General features: G+C 67.5%; 21 protein-coding genes. 8 read left to right on the top strand and 13 right to left on the bottom strand.

The window, feature by feature from the left end; genetic code table 11:
• The first annotated feature begins 138 nt into the window (after window positions 1-138).
• The 5 genes from ACWGI2_RS34685 (at window position 139) to ACWGI2_RS34665 (ending at window position 3072) form a co-directional block, all read left to right on the top strand.
• On the top strand, window positions 139-789 hold the full coding sequence (locus ACWGI2_RS34685) for a DUF7691 family protein (RefSeq protein WP_453699794.1): 651 nt from the start codon (window positions 139-141) through the stop codon (window positions 787-789).
• A 178-nt stretch (window positions 790-967) separates the two neighbouring features.
• Window positions 968-1531, top strand: coding sequence for a DinB family protein (locus ACWGI2_RS34680; RefSeq protein ID WP_453699793.1), 564 nt, complete (start codon window positions 968-970; stop codon window positions 1529-1531).
• Between the two features lie 52 nt (window positions 1532-1583).
• Window positions 1584-1886 carry a transposase gene (locus tag ACWGI2_RS34675; RefSeq protein ID WP_453699791.1) on the top strand — a complete coding sequence of 101 codons (303 nt, stop codon included), beginning with the start codon at window positions 1584-1586 and terminating at the stop codon, window positions 1884-1886.
• Window positions 1887-2136: 250 nt separating this feature from the next.
• Window positions 2137-2517: a hypothetical protein gene (locus ACWGI2_RS34670; protein ID WP_453699790.1), complete on the top strand. Its 381-nt coding sequence runs from the start codon at window positions 2137-2139 to the stop codon at window positions 2515-2517.
• A gap of 84 nt (window positions 2518-2601) precedes the next feature.
• Complete coding sequence (locus ACWGI2_RS34665) at window positions 2602-3072, top strand: VOC family protein (protein ID WP_453699789.1); 471 nt, start codon at window positions 2602-2604, stop codon at window positions 3070-3072.
• A gap of 124 nt (window positions 3073-3196) precedes the next feature.
• On the opposite strand, the gene ACWGI2_RS34660 is transcribed toward ACWGI2_RS34665, so the two are convergent.
• Window positions 3197-3937, bottom strand: a complete 741-nt coding sequence (locus tag ACWGI2_RS34660; protein ID WP_453699788.1) for a class I SAM-dependent methyltransferase — start codon at window positions 3935-3937, stop codon at window positions 3197-3199.
• A 251-nt stretch (window positions 3938-4188) separates the two neighbouring features.
• On the opposite strand from ACWGI2_RS34660, the gene ACWGI2_RS34655 reads away from it, so the two are divergent.
• Window positions 4189-4680 (top strand): hypothetical protein, encoded by a 492-nt coding sequence (locus ACWGI2_RS34655; protein WP_453699787.1) that lies wholly within the window; start codon window positions 4189-4191, stop codon window positions 4678-4680.
• Window positions 4677-4997 carry a transcriptional regulator gene (locus ACWGI2_RS34650; RefSeq protein WP_453699786.1) on the top strand — a complete coding sequence of 107 codons (321 nt, stop codon included), beginning with the start codon at window positions 4677-4679 and terminating at the stop codon, window positions 4995-4997. The genes ACWGI2_RS34655 and ACWGI2_RS34650 overlap by 4 nt, the downstream gene beginning before the upstream one ends.
• Window positions 4998-5223: 226 nt before the next feature.
• On the opposite strand, the gene ACWGI2_RS34645 is transcribed toward ACWGI2_RS34650, so the two are convergent.
• The 11 genes from ACWGI2_RS34645 to gvpO all read right to left on the bottom strand — a co-directional run bounded on the left by ACWGI2_RS34645 (window position 5224) and on the right by gvpO (window position 11883).
• Window positions 5224-5766 carry a GNAT family N-acetyltransferase gene (locus ACWGI2_RS34645; protein ID WP_453398607.1) on the bottom strand — a complete coding sequence of 181 codons (543 nt, stop codon included), beginning with the start codon at window positions 5764-5766 and terminating at the stop codon, window positions 5224-5226.
• A gap of 246 nt (window positions 5767-6012) precedes the next feature.
• A complete protein-coding gene (locus ACWGI2_RS34640) occupies window positions 6013-6294 on the bottom strand; it encodes a gas vesicle protein GvpK (protein WP_160502559.1) in 282 nt (93 codons plus the stop codon).
• Window positions 6291-6530, bottom strand: coding sequence for a gas vesicle protein (locus ACWGI2_RS34635; protein WP_453699785.1), 240 nt, complete (start codon window positions 6528-6530; stop codon window positions 6291-6293). Before ACWGI2_RS34635 ends, ACWGI2_RS34640 begins: the two co-directional genes overlap by 4 nt.
• Window positions 6527-7483, bottom strand: a complete 957-nt coding sequence (locus tag ACWGI2_RS34630; RefSeq protein ID WP_453699783.1) for a GvpL/GvpF family gas vesicle protein — start codon at window positions 7481-7483, stop codon at window positions 6527-6529. Before ACWGI2_RS34630 ends, ACWGI2_RS34635 begins: the two co-directional genes overlap by 4 nt.
• A gap of 16 nt (window positions 7484-7499) precedes the next feature.
• Window positions 7500-7847 (bottom strand): gas vesicle protein, encoded by a 348-nt coding sequence (locus ACWGI2_RS34625; RefSeq protein WP_453699782.1) that lies wholly within the window; start codon window positions 7845-7847, stop codon window positions 7500-7502.
• 8 nt (window positions 7848-7855) lie between these two features.
• Window positions 7856-8917, bottom strand: a complete 1062-nt coding sequence (locus tag ACWGI2_RS34620; RefSeq protein ID WP_453699781.1) for an SRPBCC family protein — start codon at window positions 8915-8917, stop codon at window positions 7856-7858.
• A gap of 6 nt (window positions 8918-8923) precedes the next feature.
• The gene (locus tag ACWGI2_RS34615; protein WP_453699779.1) at window positions 8924-9937 is read right to left on the bottom strand and encodes a histone protein; all 1014 of its coding nucleotides are present in this window, start codon (window positions 9935-9937) and stop codon (window positions 8924-8926) included.
• A gap of 44 nt (window positions 9938-9981) precedes the next feature.
• Window positions 9982-10224, bottom strand: a complete 243-nt coding sequence (locus tag ACWGI2_RS34610) for a gas vesicle protein GvpG (protein WP_160502565.1) — start codon at window positions 10222-10224, stop codon at window positions 9982-9984.
• 1 nt (window position 10225) lies between these two features.
• Window positions 10226-10948, bottom strand: coding sequence for a GvpL/GvpF family gas vesicle protein (locus ACWGI2_RS34605; RefSeq protein WP_453699778.1), 723 nt, complete (start codon window positions 10946-10948; stop codon window positions 10226-10228).
• 53 nt (window positions 10949-11001) lie between these two features.
• A complete protein-coding gene (gvpJ, locus tag ACWGI2_RS34600) occupies window positions 11002-11514 on the bottom strand; it encodes a gas vesicle protein GvpJ (RefSeq protein ID WP_453699777.1) in 513 nt (170 codons plus the stop codon).
• A 39-nt stretch (window positions 11515-11553) separates the two neighbouring features.
• Window positions 11554-11883 carry a gas vesicle protein GvpO gene (gene gvpO, locus ACWGI2_RS34595; protein ID WP_453699776.1) on the bottom strand — a complete coding sequence of 110 codons (330 nt, stop codon included), beginning with the start codon at window positions 11881-11883 and terminating at the stop codon, window positions 11554-11556.
• A gap of 344 nt (window positions 11884-12227) precedes the next feature.
• Between gvpO and ACWGI2_RS34590 the strand changes: the two genes are divergently transcribed.
• A complete protein-coding gene (locus tag ACWGI2_RS34590) occupies window positions 12228-13124 on the top strand; it encodes an aminoglycoside phosphotransferase family protein (RefSeq protein WP_453699774.1) in 897 nt (298 codons plus the stop codon).
• A 243-nt stretch (window positions 13125-13367) separates the two neighbouring features.
• Here ACWGI2_RS34590 and ACWGI2_RS34585 read toward each other — a convergent pair whose 3' ends face one another.
• Window positions 13368-14210, bottom strand: a complete 843-nt coding sequence (locus ACWGI2_RS34585; RefSeq protein WP_453699772.1) for an alpha/beta fold hydrolase — start codon at window positions 14208-14210, stop codon at window positions 13368-13370.
• Between the last annotated feature and the right edge of the window lie 101 nt (window positions 14211-14311).

The following is a 14311-nucleotide window of genomic DNA, read 5'->3' as shown; positions in this document are numbered from 1 at the left end:
AACTCCACGGCTGCCTGTGCCGGTTGACAGGCGGGGTCGCAGTGAGATCGACTGTGCCCGAGGTAGCCAGGCGCACGTCCTCGGCGACCTGGGGGGCCTCAATCGGTGTTGTCAGTGCGGACTGGCACGATGACGCTCATGAGTAAGGTCATCAACTTCAACACCGCCGACCAGGCCGCCGTCGTCGCCTTTGTGGGCACCGGTGAGCTCACCAACAAGCAGCAGCGCACCCTGGGCGTTATCCGCGAGGAGGCGCACGCCAAGCAGCATGACCTCGACCGGCAAGGAGTCGACTGGGGTCTGACTCTCCCCGAAGCCCTGGAGCACTTGATAGCCGGGCGGGCCGACTCGGATGCCGACTGCGCGGGCAACGCCTACTACACCGCCCTGCAGAAGATCATCGACTGCAACGGGTCGGATTCCAGCACCCTGGGCAGCTACTCCAGCCCGTCCACCTTCTTCGGCCTGCTCGACAAGGAACTTACGCAGGCGGGCGTGCCCCGGGACCTGCTGCCCTACGACTTTCTGTACGCCGGGCCGCCCGAGCAGATCCCCTTCTACATCCCCTCCCCCATCGACGGCTCCCCGGACATCGGCCGCTGGCCGCTCGACAAGGCCAAGCCCGCGGCCGACGCGTACCGCGCAGTCCTGGACCAGATCGATCCGGACTTCCGCTACGACCTCAACGAGCTCATCGAGTTGCTGGACAACGAGGACGAGAACTGGCGCGAGATGCAAGACGTCGACTGGTACACGCAAGACACGATCTTCTTCTCCATCGTCGGCTGAACCGCCCGGTACGGGCGAGGCACCATCCAAACCTCACGGCTGTCGGTCAGCAGCCAGTACGAGTTGACACCGTCCTCGAAGGAACCGAGGAACACTGCCCGGGCGGCGGCAAGTTCGCGGCCGACGATGGCGTCCGCGATGCCCACGGCCAAGTCTCCGCGGTCTGTAGAGTTCGGAAATGACAAGAAGTGAGCGGCTCGCGGAGCAGTTGGACCGGCACTGGCGCAAGAACCTGAGGCCGCGGCTGGACGGTCTTGCCGATGACGAGTACTTCTGGGAGCCGGTGCGCGGCTGCTGGAGCATCCGCCCACGTGGCAGCTCGGCCGCACCGCTGTCGGCAGGTTCGGTGGAATGGACGATGGACTCCGCGTCCCATGACCCGGTGCCGGCGCCGGTGACCACGATTGCCTGGCGGCTGGCACACATCATCGTCTCGTGCCTGGGCTACCGGGTCGGATGGCACTTCGGCGGCCAAGACGTCGACTCCCAGACATTCGCCTACGTGGGGACCGCTGACGAGGCGCTGAAACAGCTCGACGAGATGTACGAGAGGTGGAACGCGGGGGTCCGCGAACTCTCGGACGCCGACCTGGAGAATCCGCCCACGGCGGGCCCTGAGCGGTTTCCCATGGAGGGCATCGTCCTGCACGTCAACAGGGAGCTGATCCATCATGGAGCCGAGATTTCTCTGCTGCGCGACCTCTACCGCTGGCAGGACGGAGCCGTACCGCGCCGCATATGACTTTCGGTAATCGGCGATCGAGCTTCGGACATGCAGGTAGAAGGACCTGGCGGTGGAGCAGTCGAGAGCTTGCTCGAGACGGCTCGGGCTGCAAAGGCGCCCGACACCACCACGAGAAGGCCCAAGCCATGTTGGTCAAACGGTATCCAGGCCGCGTCACCCATGGCTTTCGAATGGCCAATGGGCGGTCCTGGAGCCATTGTTGCCGGTCGTGGTGCTGGATCGGCCGTCGTGGCGCCGACGGAAGTTGATCTACGGGATTCACTGGCGGGTACGAACAGGAGCGTCGCCGTGGCGGGGCATTCCACCGGAGTACGGGCCGTGGCAAACGGCCGATGACTCTTCCCGGCGTTGACAGCACAACGGCGTGTGGACAGAGGTGTGCTGACTGGTCTTCAGGCACGTGCTGAGGCGGTCGGGCTGGCTCATCACCAGCACTGCATCCTTGCGAACCGCCTGTGGCGACTCGCAGCGTCGGCTCCCTCCCTCCGCAGCTGGGTCACCAACTCGCTCAAGGCGCGTGGGCTCAGCCCGTGAAGGGGGCCAATTGCCGACGCCCCTCCCCACGGTTGATCCTGGGCGCCGGGCAAGCAAGGGGGTACGAGATGGGCCTGATGCTCTTCCCAGGTGACGACGACGTGGCGAGCCCAGATGTCTCCTGGTCTTACACCGGCTTCAGCATGTTCAGGAAATGGCTGGCCCAGGCCGAGGGGTTTTCGCTCGCCGAGATGGACGGCTTCGGCGGCGATCGCCCGTGGTCCAGCGTCTCCACCACCCTGGCGCCACTACTCAACCACCCAGACGACGAGGGGGATCTCACGCCTGCTCAATGCGCGGCGATGTTGCCGCGGCTGGAGGCAATTCTCGACCAACGCCAGCCCGACGACAGTGACCCCGTACTCCGGCGGCGAAGCGAAGACGTCAGGGAGTTGGTCACCGTCCTGCGGATCTGCGTGGACAAGGACGTTGAGCTCGTCTTCGGCTAGCTCAACACGGAACAGCCCGTCGTTGAGGGGACGACCCGCGGGACTGCCTATAGACATCGCTTCCTTTGGTGGTGGTGGGACGGCTTGCCTGTCAGCAGCAGAACCGGGCAGCAGCACTGCATGAAGACTCAACCGCGTTTCACGTTGGCCGCGACCACTCTTGATGCGCCGAACCCCCATGAGCTGGCGCAGTTCTATCAGGGCATGCTCGGTTGGCCGACGCGGAAAGAAGAACCGGGCTGGGTCGAGATCGCAGCGCCCGACGGCAGTGCCGGACTGTCGTTCCAGACGGAGCCGCTCTTCACACGTCCGCAGTGGCCTTCCACAGGGTCGGAGCAGCAGATGATGATGCATCTGGACATCGAGGTGGACGATCTGCCAGCGGCCGTCGAGCACGCTCTCGCTCTTGGAGCAACCGTGGCGGACTGCCAGCCTCAGGCCGACGTACGCGTCCTGCGCGACCCAGCGGGCCACCCGTTCTGCCTCTTCGTACGCACCCGCACCGGCGATGGAGCAGATCTGGCCGACCAGCTCAACAACCATGCCAACCCCTGAATCCGGGGCAGACCCGCACCACCAACTCGCCTACTACGGCGCCGATATGTGTACGCCGCTTGAGGAACCCAGCCCTAAGGCCTGCCGGGGCGAGGGGATGACTTCACGTCTCGGCGCGGCGGAACTACGGTTTGTGGGTTACCCAGAGAAGTTCCGCCGGCCAGCGGTGTGCCCAATCGGGTGGGTCGGTTTCGTTGTAGCCGTTGAGTGTTCCGAGTTCTGGCCGCGGCTCGATGAGGTCGTCGATGATGAGACCCGCGCCGCGCAGGACCTTGACCCAGTCACCGTAGGTGAGTTGATAGCTGCTTGCGCCGTCGCCTTCGGCGATGGTGTTCAGCCCGAAGTAGTCCTGCTGCAGCGTCGTGGTCACGCGGCCGGCGGCTTCGTCGTAGCAAGCTTCGAACCATGGACTGGCGACGTTGAACACCAGGCGCCCGCCTCGGACCAAGACGCGTGCGGCCTGCGGGACGGCCAGGTGCGGGGGCGCCCAGCTGAGCCCACCGAAGTCGCAGAACACCAGGTCGAAGCTGTCGGCGGCGAAGGGGAGTTGTTCGGCGGCGCCTTGCACCAGCGGGTAGCGGGCCGCTCCCATCGCGCGGGCCGCTGCGGCGAGTTGGGCTTCGGACAGGTCGAGCCCGACCACGGTGGCGCCCTCGGCGGCGAGCGCCCTGGACCACTGGCCGGCGCCGCAGCCGAGTTCGAGGACGCGCTTGCCGGTGACGTCGCCCAGGGCGTGCAGGTGCGCGTCGGGGATGGAGTACATGCCCCACAGCCGGGGTGCGGCGCCGATTTGCGGGTCGTGCTCGTGCTGGTAGGCGCCGCTGATCTGGTTCCAGAGCCGCCGGTTGGCGGGGATGCTGTCCACGTGCCGACTCCAGCACTGCCTGCCGGGGGCGGTCAACACGATTAGGGCACTGACCGGCCCCGCCTCGGTCCGGCTCTGGCTCTGGCTGTCGCTCTCGCTCTCGCTCTGCCCTTGATCCGCTGGAACGAGCCCTGGATCGCGTCTCTCCGATCACGAGCGGAGGGACAGCGCCCACGCGTGCGAGCAAGTCACTTGCCGTACTGGAAACTTGCCCCTTTCCGTATTGGAAACCAGCCGCTACTCTTTCCGTCATGGAAACTAACGGGGTACAACTGACGGCAGAGCAGGCCCGCTCCGCACTGGCCGACACCGAGCACGTCCGGGCCTCCGCCGCGGCACTGTCGGCCACACCATGGCCGAACTGGTTCTTCATCACGCTTACGCTCTACGTTGCCGCGCTCCCGATCACCTACGGAGGCGTCATAGCCGACTCGGAGTGGCTACTGCCGGGTCCCGCCTGGATCGGCATCATGTTGGCGATCACCGCGGTGTACGGGGCGCTCTTCGCCGTCGCGGCCAGGGCTTGGCGTAACAAGACCGGGGTGGCGCTGCGGTTGGACGTGCTGCCGAAGCGGGCGACCGTGCCGCTCGCAGTCGGGCTGCCCGTGCTGGTGGTGGGGGCGGCATTCGCGTTCCGCGCCACCGAACGGCCGGTGTGGCTGATCGCGGCCTCGCTGATCGGTGCCGCAGTGTCCGTCGGCTTCCACCTTGCCTTTGTCCGCCTGCACCGGAAGTCCGCATGAGCGCCGAAGCCCACCACCTTCTGGAGGGTTTTGACACCACCATCCACGCCCCGAACCGGCTGCGCATCTGCGCCCTCCTGGACACCGCGGGCGAGGCGGAGTTCGGCCTGGTCCAGGAGCAACTCGCCCTCTCCGCCTCCGCGCTGAGCAAGCACGTCACCGTGCTGATGGACACCGGCTACGTCGGGCAACGCAAGGCCGTCCGCGACACCCGGCAGCGCGTCTGGCTTCACCTGACCCGGCGAGGCCAGGATGCCTACCGGGGGCACCTTGCGGCGCTGCGGGCGATAGTCGGGCAGTCGGATCCGTCTCTCTGATCACGATCGGAGAGACGGATGAGGAACGCGGCAGCGGTGACCCTGCCGCGGCAGACGTAACAGCGTTCGTGTTCAGCGAAGACCTCCACCCGACGGGCGTCCTGGCTGTTGCCCGGATTACCTGCTGCCTGGATTACCGGCCTTCGGCGAGGTGGTGGCGCCTGGTGGCGTGACATCGCCACTGTGACAGTCCTGGGGGTCAGGTCGAGTGCCTGCGGGTAGCCACTCATGCCTCGGGGTCGCGCAGGCCGACGCAGTCAAAGGCCCAGAAGACCTCTGAGTAGACGAAGGTGCCCGTCATCCACGGCTCGTGAGCGGACAATCGGGCGACCTGGAACGCGGCTTCAGGAATACGCAGCGACGGCGAACGGAAGCCCGCTGCGCCGGCACCCTCGAAGCCGCGCGTTCCGTAGTAGCGCGGCGAACCCTCCAGGAACACCAACGGCACACCTTGGCTGTCGGCCGCCTCGAGGGCGTACGCGATGAGCTGCGTACCGATGCCCTGGCGCTGGAACTCCGGGACCACGCCCAGCGGTGACAGCGACAGGACGTCCACGATCCGGCGCGGAGCGTCCAACCGCGTTGCGCTCAGCAGGACATGCCCGACGACCCGGTCATCAATGGTGGCGACGAAGGACATCGGCGCCAACGCAGCCTCCGCAACGCGAAGTGCCTCCACGAGCCCGGGCACCCGCTCGCTCTCACCGAAGGCGCGCGTATGAACCTCGCGCACGTCTCGGTGATCGTCAGCGGTCTCTTCCCGGATCACGAGCCCGGCCACTTCGGGAGCGATCCGGGAGCCTTCAGGCACATCGTGTGACGTCATGGCCGCGAGGGTAGATCGCGGAGCGGCTCGTGCGCGACGCAATTACGCACCAGGTCGTCACCCCGCCGGAGTGGGTGCCTCGAAGGACTGCTGGCGTCTCGTCTCTTCCAGGCGTCCGCGCTCCACTCGCGAACGGCCGCATCGCGAGCGTGGTACTCCTACCCAGCGCAGCGCCCAAGGGCAGCGTCGTCAGTCGTGCGGGAGCAGGGAGCCGAGTGGGCCCAGGTCGAGATTGAGGTCTTCGCGGCGCAGTCCGTGACGCTCGCAGAGGTCGGTCATGCGTTCGTCGAGGAGCATGAGCGCGGTCCCGACTCTCTCCTCTTGTTCGTCGGTGAGGTCTCCGGCGTCGAACCGGCGCACGGCTTGACGCTCCATCAGCTGCCGAAGCAACTCGACCACGGTGAGGACGAGGGAGGCCAGGTCGCGGCCGACCGCGTCGGGATCGAGGTCCAATCGCGCGCTCGCGCTCACAGCGGCCCTCCGTCCGCCCACGGCGCTGGGACACGCTCGCTCACCGACGCCAGCAGCGCGTGCAGCGAGATCCGTACCAGTGGCACCTCCGCGATGGCGATGACGAGGTCGCCGCTGACCACGACTCCGGTGGCGAGCACCCGGTCGAGGAGGTCCACGAGTGGCACACCGATAGGGGCGCCGCTGTCCGGGCCCTGCCAGGCGACAGGTTGAGCGGCGGCCGAGTGCGGGCTCATGCGCGGCTCCCTACGACATCGGGTCGGCCTCGGCCGGTGGGTCGGCCCTGGCCGCTGGGTCGGCCATCGCCTTGCCGCTGGGCATGTGATGGGTCGGTCCCCTCCGTGGGGGACGCCGCGTCCACAAACGAGTAGGGCACCCACGGACCGGTAACATCCACCTCGCAGCCCTCGAACTCGGGTGCGGCCCGCAGCCGATCGAGGAGCGCGAGGAGTTCCGCCCCCCTCTGCTCAGCAACCAGATAGGCGGCGTTCATGATCTGGGTGCGGTCACGGCCGACGATCTCGGCGCTGTGTGGTCTGCGGCGCACTGTCGCATCCGCGACCGAGAGGACGGCACGGTCCAACAACTCGGCAGCGTCCAGCACGCGTTGCCGGCGGTCGTCCCGTTCCTGGCCGCGCTCGCGCAATCGGGCCAGGTAGGCCCGGCCGCTGGGTGCGGGTGCTTCGTCGTCTTGCGCCGAGGATTTTCGCGGGGTCTGCGGGGTCTTCGGGCTCTTCAACGTCTGCGGGGTCTGCGGCGACTGCGCCCGGGGGGCGAGCAGATTGACCTTCACCGCCCACTCGTACCGGCCCGTGATCCGTTCCAGAGTGCGCTCGAAGCACGGCCCGTTGGCTACCAAGGCGGCCCGGCTCCGTTCCTCGGAGTGATACAGCGTGGCCAGCGGAAGCGGGATCGCGCCGCCCCGCGCGGCAAAGGCGGTCACCACTGCGTGATGGTCCCGTACGCAGCGCTCCAGCGTCGCGGGGTCGGACAGCCGCTCGCGCAGTGCCTCTTCGGAGTAGTCGTGGGTCGGAACGTCCTGAACCACGGCCCACAGAGCGCCGACCGGAACCAGACGCAGAGGGCCGCCGCCCTCGTGGCCCGCCAAGTCGGGGGGCAGCGCCGGGCCGCGGCCTCGTCGGACGGCGAACACACACACGGCGTACGCGGGGGTGGGCGCTGTTGCCATCAGTGGGACTTCTCCTTCATCCGTTCGGTCGCTGCGGTCCGTCGTCGGCGGGAGTGAGTTCTTCCAGCTGTGCGCGCAGCCGCCGGTTCTCCTCGCGAAGGTCGTCGCGGGCGGCGCTCGAGGACAGGGCCGGGTCCGTCTCCCACCAGTCGATGCCGGCCTTGCGCGCGGTGTCCACGGAGGCGATGAACAGCCGGAGCCGGATGGTGAGCAACTCGATGTCGAGCAGGTCGATCTTGATGTCTCCGGCGATGACGATGCCCTTGTCCAGCACCCGTTCGAGGATGTCGGCGAGGCTTCCGTCAGGGGGACGGGAAAGGTCCGATGCCGGAGGTGAGGAGCGCCAGGTGTCGAGGTCGTCCATGGAGCCGGTCACCGCCTTCGGGCGGATCGGGCGCGGGATCGCCTGTCGTCCTCGTCTTCATCGTCCTGGTCGTCCTGGTCGTCCTGGTCGTCCTGGTCGTCCGGGTCGTCCGGGACATCTTCGTCGGCCTCCTGGTCGTACTCCTCGTCTTCGTACTCCTCGTCTTCGGCGTCATCCTCGTACTCCGACTCGGCGTCGTCGCCCCCGCCCTCGTCCCCGCCCTCGTCGTCGTAGTCGTCGTCCTCCAGGCCCTCCTCGTGGGTGCGGACGACCTCACCGTCCCGGATCTCACCGCGCCAGCCCTCCACCTCTTCGTCCGCATTGAGCGTCACGTAGCGGGCGAAGTGCTTGAGGTCGAGTCGCAGACGACGGCCCTGAGCGCGCCAGAGGTTGCCGGTCTTCTCGAAGAAACCCGCGGGGTAGTACTCGACGACCACTACGACGCGGGTCAGCGTCGGGGCAAGCTCGTGGAAACTGACGGCCCCCCGGGTGCTCCCCTTACTGCCTTCCGACGTCCAGACGATCCGGTCGTCGGGGACCTGTTCCTGAACCGTCGCCTTCCAACTCCTGCTGGACGGACCGACCTTCACCTTCCAGTCCGAACTCACATCGTCGTCGGACATCGAGACGCTGCGGACGCCCTTGGTGAAACTGCTGAACTCCTCGTACTGAGTCCACTGGTCGTAGACGGTTCGCAGCGGGACACCCACGTCGATCGTCTCGACGATATTGGTGACCTTGGTGTCACCCCCTCCCCCGCCACCGCCCGAGGAGAACAGGTCCTTCGTCTTACTGACGACGCTGTCCTTGAGGTCCTTGGCCTTCTCCGCCACAACCGCCTTCACGGGCGAGTCCCCTGCCAGCATCCGGCCGCCCGCCCCTGGGAGCGACCCGCCGTTGTCCGCCACGTCCTGCAGTTTGTCGGTGAGACCACTCAGCGCATCACCCAACCGGTCAGTCAGGTGTTGCCCCTGAGCATCGAGAAAGTCGGTGAGCCCATCACGCAGTCGGTCCATGCCCGACTCGCCGCCGCTTCCGCCGCTGCCGGCTCTGTTCTTCCGTTCGGCCATGGCCGGTCAGCTCCTCTGCCTCGAACGCGACGTCGCTTTGCCACTCGACCTCTTGGCGGCACCGGTCTTCTTCGCCGTTGTCTTCTTCGCGGTTGTCTTCTTTGCTGCGGACTTCTTCGCCGCTGTCTTCTTTGCTGCGGACTTCTTTGCTGCGGTCTTCTTCCCCGCTGTTTTCTTTGCAGAGGTCGACTTCTTCGCGGGGGATGTCTTCTTCGCGGGGGTGGCCTTCTTCGACGGGACTTTCCTTGCCGCCGTATTCTTGCCGGGAGAGGACTTCTTCGCTGCTGCACTCTTCTTGGCTGAGGCAGCCTTTTTGGCCGAGGTAGCCTTCTTGCCTGCAGAAGACTTCTTCACCGCGGGAGAATCCGACCCCTTGTTCCCGCCCTTGGGTCCTTCGCGTTCAGTACGCGCTATCGCGGTCTTCTTGCCCTGAGATTTCTTCCCGGCCGGCCTCGCGGCCGAGCGTTCGCGACCCCCGCTCCGGCGCGGCGTCGATCGGCGTTCCGCGTGGCGACGCGGGCGTCGGCGTGGGTGATCGTCACGGCTGGTGGCGCTGTCGCGCCGACGTGAGGTCCGGCTTCGAGACGGGGCCGACTGCGGCTCTTCGTCGCCTTCCTCATCGTCGTACCGCGCGTCCTGCTCATCCCAGTCCTCCTCCTGCTCGTCCCGCTCGTCCTGCTCGTCGTCGTACTCGTCCTGCTCCCGCGATGAGCGCAGGGTCTTTGTGCGCTCGGCAAGTCTGTCCGTGAAAGAGGACAGTTGACGATCAGCCGCAGCGGACATCGCGGCCCGCCCCGCATCCATCAGCTCTCCCCTGACCTGGTCACTGAGGTCGGCGAATTGTGGTGACTCACGCAGCCGTTGGGCACCCTGTCTGAGCAGTTCCTGCGGCGAGAGGCCGAACTTGCGGCCCGCGAGATACGAGCCCACGGCGAAGGCGAGCTTCGCCTTTTTGGTACGTCCTAGGAGGTACCCCCCGGCTACTGCCGCGCCGAGAGCGATTCGGTTGCATTCATTCATCAGGAACTTCCCGTGAGTCGAGGCTGACGCAGCCGCGCACAGCGTCAGGAGGCCGGTCGGTAAGGACGACGTTCCAACAGGTCGAGCAAGTGCTCCTCTTCGCGTTCGAACTGGTCGAGATCGATGTCGCCCTGGTCCAGGGCTTCGTTGAGGGCAGCGAGCCGAGCTCTCACGGCATCCGGGGAATACAACTCGGCTTCCGCCGCCTCGATCAGCCGGTCCGCGACCCAGCCGACCCCGCGGATCGGCGCCAGCGGGAGCAGCAGGATGCCGCTGATCAACCCCATGTCACGCGCCTACAGGTACAGCTTCGGCGCTCACGAAGCTGTAACAGGGCAAGGGTCCTGTGAGCGTCAGCGTGATTCGTCCGCGGCATCGGGTTGCGAGCAGATCGACGGCCCTGCGGAAAGCGGTCTCGGCGCTTTGCGGCACAAGGAAGGAGACGTTCATGGCCCCTCCGGCGTTTTCGCGCCCTTCGCGCATCTCAGCTGCCAGGGGGCGAAGTTCGGCCGCCACGTCGACGGCGGCCTGCTCCGCTCGGCGTTGCAGTGCACCGGCGACGGCTTCGCCCAGGCGCACGTTCGCCTCGTAGCCGGGGCGCCGCCGGGTCGTCTCGCGCAGCGCGCGCAGGCCGGCGTCCTCGCGCAACAGGTCGGGCAGGGCCTCCGGCACGGACTCACCCTTGAGGTTCCACTCGGCCTTGCCCTCCAGCCGTGTCAGCGCCGCGAGATGGGCCTCCCGGGCGGAGTCAAGGCCAGTCAGGACTGTCTCCTCATCGCGGGCGATCACGCCGAAACGCATCGGCAGGACGGGACCGTGCTGGGCGAGCACGCCGAGCACGTCCTGATGAGCGCTCAAGTCGCGCCGCCGAGCACGCGGGCGCCCAGCCACCCGACTCACGACGGCAGCCAGACCGTCTTGGCTCAGCACTGACACCACGGCGTTCTCATCGCCGACAGCCCGACAGTGGCGTACGTGTGCGGCGGTCCCGGGGTCAGTGATGGCGTACACGTACAGACCGGGCGGGCCGGAGGGTGTGGACGGGCCGGAGGGTGTGGGCACGGTTAGTCCTCTTCGTCTTCGTCACGGCGCCGAGCGCGAGGGCGCTGACCGGCACGAGATGCGGAGCGGGAACGGGAGGACGAGCGGGAGGACGAGCGGGAGGGGGCGCTGCGGCGCGGGCGGCTCGTCTCGCGCTCTTCTTCCTCGTCGTCCTCGTCAGAACCGGTGTCCAGACCCAGGGTGTCCTTGACCTTGTCGCCAACGGAACGTGCGGCCTTCTTGGCGCCGACCTTGCCCACCGTGGCCGCGCCACCCCCGAAGAGTTCCGGGACGGTCTTGGTACGAGAATCGTGTTCGAGGTCGAGGCGATTGCATGCCTCTGCGAAGCGGAGGTACGTGTCGACGGACGCGATGACGATTCTCGCGTCGATCTTCAGGATCTCGATGCCGACCAGTGAGACCCGGACGAAGACGTCGATGACCATGCCGCGGTCGAGTATGAGTTCCAGGACGTCGTAGAGCGTGCCCGCCCGGGGCGCGCAGGGAACGACGTCCTCACTGTAAGTGGTGGTCATGGAAGGGCCTGCTCCTCTCGACGGCGCAGAAGGTGCGCCTCAGCTGTCCGCCCAGCCGCGTCGGTAGCGGCGGACTCTGCGGTACTGCGTCAGGCGTCCGTGCGCGTCCAGATCCACCTCGTAGGTGGCCAGGAGACTGGTGGTGTCGGGGATTCGAGCCACCTCCAGCACATCCACGCTGACCCGCCACCCATCGCTCTCGTTCGGGCAGACGGCCGACACACCCTCAGCCCGGTGACCGATGAGTTCGGTCAGCGTCCGGCATGCCTCGCCGACCAGTTCCCGCAGGTCCACGGCGCCGTGCTCGTCGCCGCGCTTCGTCGACCGTCGGGGGGCGGCGGCCTGGGTGCGTCGTGAGCGCTCGGTCATGCGACCACTCTTGAACGCCCGGTCCTCGACGGCACGGGCTGATAGACCGAACAGGTGCCGAGGTGCCGCAGGGCAGCGTGCCCCCGGCCGGCAGGACGGGCATCGGCGGCGGGGCAGAGCACGGGGGTTGCGACGGCGGCCTCACGGTGGCCGTCGCCTCACGTACTGCCTCTAACAAAAGCGGTTGATCGTGAGTCGGCTCGGGTCTGAGTATGGGGAGCGATGAGCCGCGGCCGTGGACTGCGCCGGGCGAAGTACGGCGGCCTGACAGCGAATCCAAGGGTGCATGGCAAGAGCGCGTGTCTGCTTCGCCGCACGGAGCAGACCCAACGTAGGAGCTGCACTTGGCTACGGTGAGAACCGCAGACACCCGGCCCGCCATCGACGCCGCACTGGCCAGGCGCCTGGTGGATACCCAGTTTCCCCAGTGGGCCGGGTTGCCTCTGGAGGTGGTCGACCCGGGCGGTTCGGACCATGTGATCTACCGCCTGGGCCAAGACCTCTCTGTCCGGTTGCCGTGTCACGCTGGGGCTATGGGGCAGGCCACGAAGGAAGCTGAGTGGCTGCCCCGGCTCGCCCCGCATCTACCCCTGGCCATTCCGACGCCGGTGCAGGTAGGCGTGCCCGACTTCGGTTACCCGTGGCGTTGGGCGGTGTCCCGCTGGCTGGACGGCGAGGTGGCGACCGCCGAGGCCTTGGCAGACTCTTCCGCGGCCGCTGTCGAACTGGCTGGGTTCCTCACCGCTCTTCAGCAGTTTGTGCCCGAGGGGCTGTTCGAAGCGGCCCGCGATGACCTGATCGTCCAGCCGCTTGCCGAGCGAGACCGCGCGACACGGACCGCCATCGCGAAAGTCGGCAGCACGTTCGACGCCGCAGCCATGACCGAGCTGTGGGACGCGGCAATGAATGCCCCTGGATGGAATCGTTCGCCGGTCTGGTGCCACGGCGACTTCCACACCGGCAACCTACTGACCACCGACGGTCGTCTCAGCGCAGTCATTGACTTCGGCGAGCTCGGCATCGGCGACCCTGCCTGCGACCTCACCATCGCCTTCACTCTGATGTCAGCCCAGAGCCGGGCCGTCTTCCGCGCCTGCCTGGACGTGGACGACGCCACCTGGCTTCGAGGCCGAGGCTGGGCCTTGGCTACCGGCCTCAACGCTTACACGTCCTACGCCGCCGTCAATCCCCGGGTTGCTGCGGCTACCACCCGTCAGATCAACGAGGCGCTCATAGGCTGACTGGCCCCGCAACAAAGCCGTTGGCCGTGTCGGTGTGGGTGATCAGGCAGAGCGCGATGCCAAGGCAGGCTCTGCCCCAAACGATCAGACGTCCAGCTCGTCGCCGACCTATCGGCCAGGGCCTGGGCCCTTAACCTCGGCCTTGCCATCGGCGTTCAGGTGGTCACTCGCTGGAGTGATCGCAGAGTCAATCGCGAGGGCGGGCGCGGGCGCCCGGCCGTGTTGCGCGGCATCCGCCGTCCTCTACCCGAGCCTCAGCATCGACTCGGCGACCTCACCAACCGCCGCATCAGGGATCGCAGAGGCGGTCTCCTTGAGGACGAGCAGCTGCGCCCCGGGGATGGCGCGGGCGATCGCCTCGCCGTTGCCGACGGGGAAGAACCGGTCGCGGCGGCCGTGGACGACGAGCGTGGGGACCTCGATCTCGGGCAGGCGCTCGCGCCAACGGGGTGCGCAGTCAAGCTTGGAGAACACCATGCCCATCTGATTGGCCATCTGGACCGGGGGTTCGGTGCCGGGCGTGCGGTCCCAGATACGCGCGGCGATCGCGCGCGCGGCGACGGGGTCATCGCCGAGGATCTCCGCCCCGGCGGCGGCGAACTCCGCCACCGCCTCGCGGTCGCTCCAGTCGGGCATCGGATGCGCGAACAAGCGGCTCATCGCCGTCTGGTCATGGTCAGGGAGGTCATCATCGGGCGGGCCGGGCGCGACCGCGCGAGTGCCGGCAAGGGTGAGCGCCGAGAACGCGCCCGGATGGTCGAGCACGGCCACCTGGGCGACCATCCCGCCGACGCCGATCCCCGCGAGGTGCGCGGGCCCGCCGCCGAGCGCCTCGGCAAGGGCCGCCGCATCGGCGGCGAGATCGCGCAGAGTGTAGGCGGGCGCCTGCGGGTCCTCCGTCGTCGACTCCCCGCTATCGCGCAGGTCGTAGCGCACCACGCGGCGCCCGCCGGCGGCAAGGCGCTCGCACAGCGCGTCGGGCCAGGAGAGCATCGTCGTCCCACCCGCGAGCAGGACGAGCGGCCCGTCGTCATCACCGAACGACTCAATGCCCAAGGTGATCTCATTGGCCTTGACGGTGGTCATCGGATCACCCCAGGACGCGTACGCCAAAGGGCAGGCGCATCGCCGTCGATGCCGAGGGCGCGATCCGCCGCACGAGCGTGCGCGGCGCTCCGCCGATGCTC

Source organism: Streptomyces sp. NPDC054866, assembly GCF_053610745.1.
Note: the sequence above shows the minus strand (reverse complement) of the source record. Positions and strands in the feature narration are given on the sequence as shown.

What these genes read in the sequence shown, in the direction of transcription:
- ACWGI2_RS34685 (WP_453699794.1), top strand. Translation starts at nt 139, where the DNA reads ATGAGTAAGGTCATCAACTTCAACACCGCCGACCAGGCCGCCGTCGTC.
- ACWGI2_RS34680 (WP_453699793.1), top strand. Translation starts at nt 968, where the DNA reads ATGACAAGAAGTGAGCGGCTCGCGGAGCAGTTGGACCGGCACTGGCGC.
- ACWGI2_RS34670 (WP_453699790.1), top strand. Translation starts at nt 2,137, where the DNA reads ATGGGCCTGATGCTCTTCCCAGGTGACGACGACGTGGCGAGCCCAGAT.
- ACWGI2_RS34655 (WP_453699787.1), top strand. Translation starts at nt 4,189, where the DNA reads ATGGAAACTAACGGGGTACAACTGACGGCAGAGCAGGCCCGCTCCGCA.
- ACWGI2_RS34650 (WP_453699786.1), top strand. Translation starts at nt 4,677, where the DNA reads ATGAGCGCCGAAGCCCACCACCTTCTGGAGGGTTTTGACACCACCATC.
- ACWGI2_RS34635 (WP_453699785.1), bottom strand. Translation starts at nt 6,530, where the DNA reads ATGAGCCCGCACTCGGCCGCCGCTCAACCTGTCGCCTGGCAGGGCCCG.
- ACWGI2_RS34630 (WP_453699783.1), bottom strand. Translation starts at nt 7,483, where the DNA reads ATGGCAACAGCGCCCACCCCCGCGTACGCCGTGTGTGTGTTCGCCGTC.
- ACWGI2_RS34625 (WP_453699782.1), bottom strand. Translation starts at nt 7,847, where the DNA reads ATGGACGACCTCGACACCTGGCGCTCCTCACCTCCGGCATCGGACCTT.
- ACWGI2_RS34620 (WP_453699781.1), bottom strand. Translation starts at nt 8,917, where the DNA reads ATGGCCGAACGGAAGAACAGAGCCGGCAGCGGCGGAAGCGGCGGCGAG.
- ACWGI2_RS34615 (WP_453699779.1), bottom strand. Translation starts at nt 9,937, where the DNA reads ATGAATGAATGCAACCGAATCGCTCTCGGCGCGGCAGTAGCCGGGGGG.
- ACWGI2_RS34610 (WP_160502565.1), bottom strand. Translation starts at nt 10,224, where the DNA reads ATGGGGTTGATCAGCGGCATCCTGCTGCTCCCGCTGGCGCCGATCCGC.
- gvpJ (WP_453699777.1), bottom strand. Translation starts at nt 11,514, where the DNA reads ATGACCACCACTTACAGTGAGGACGTCGTTCCCTGCGCGCCCCGGGCG.
- gvpO (WP_453699776.1), bottom strand. Translation starts at nt 11,883, where the DNA reads ATGACCGAGCGCTCACGACGCACCCAGGCCGCCGCCCCCCGACGGTCG.
- ACWGI2_RS34585 (WP_453699772.1), bottom strand. Translation starts at nt 14,210, where the DNA reads ATGACCACCGTCAAGGCCAATGAGATCACCTTGGGCATTGAGTCGTTC.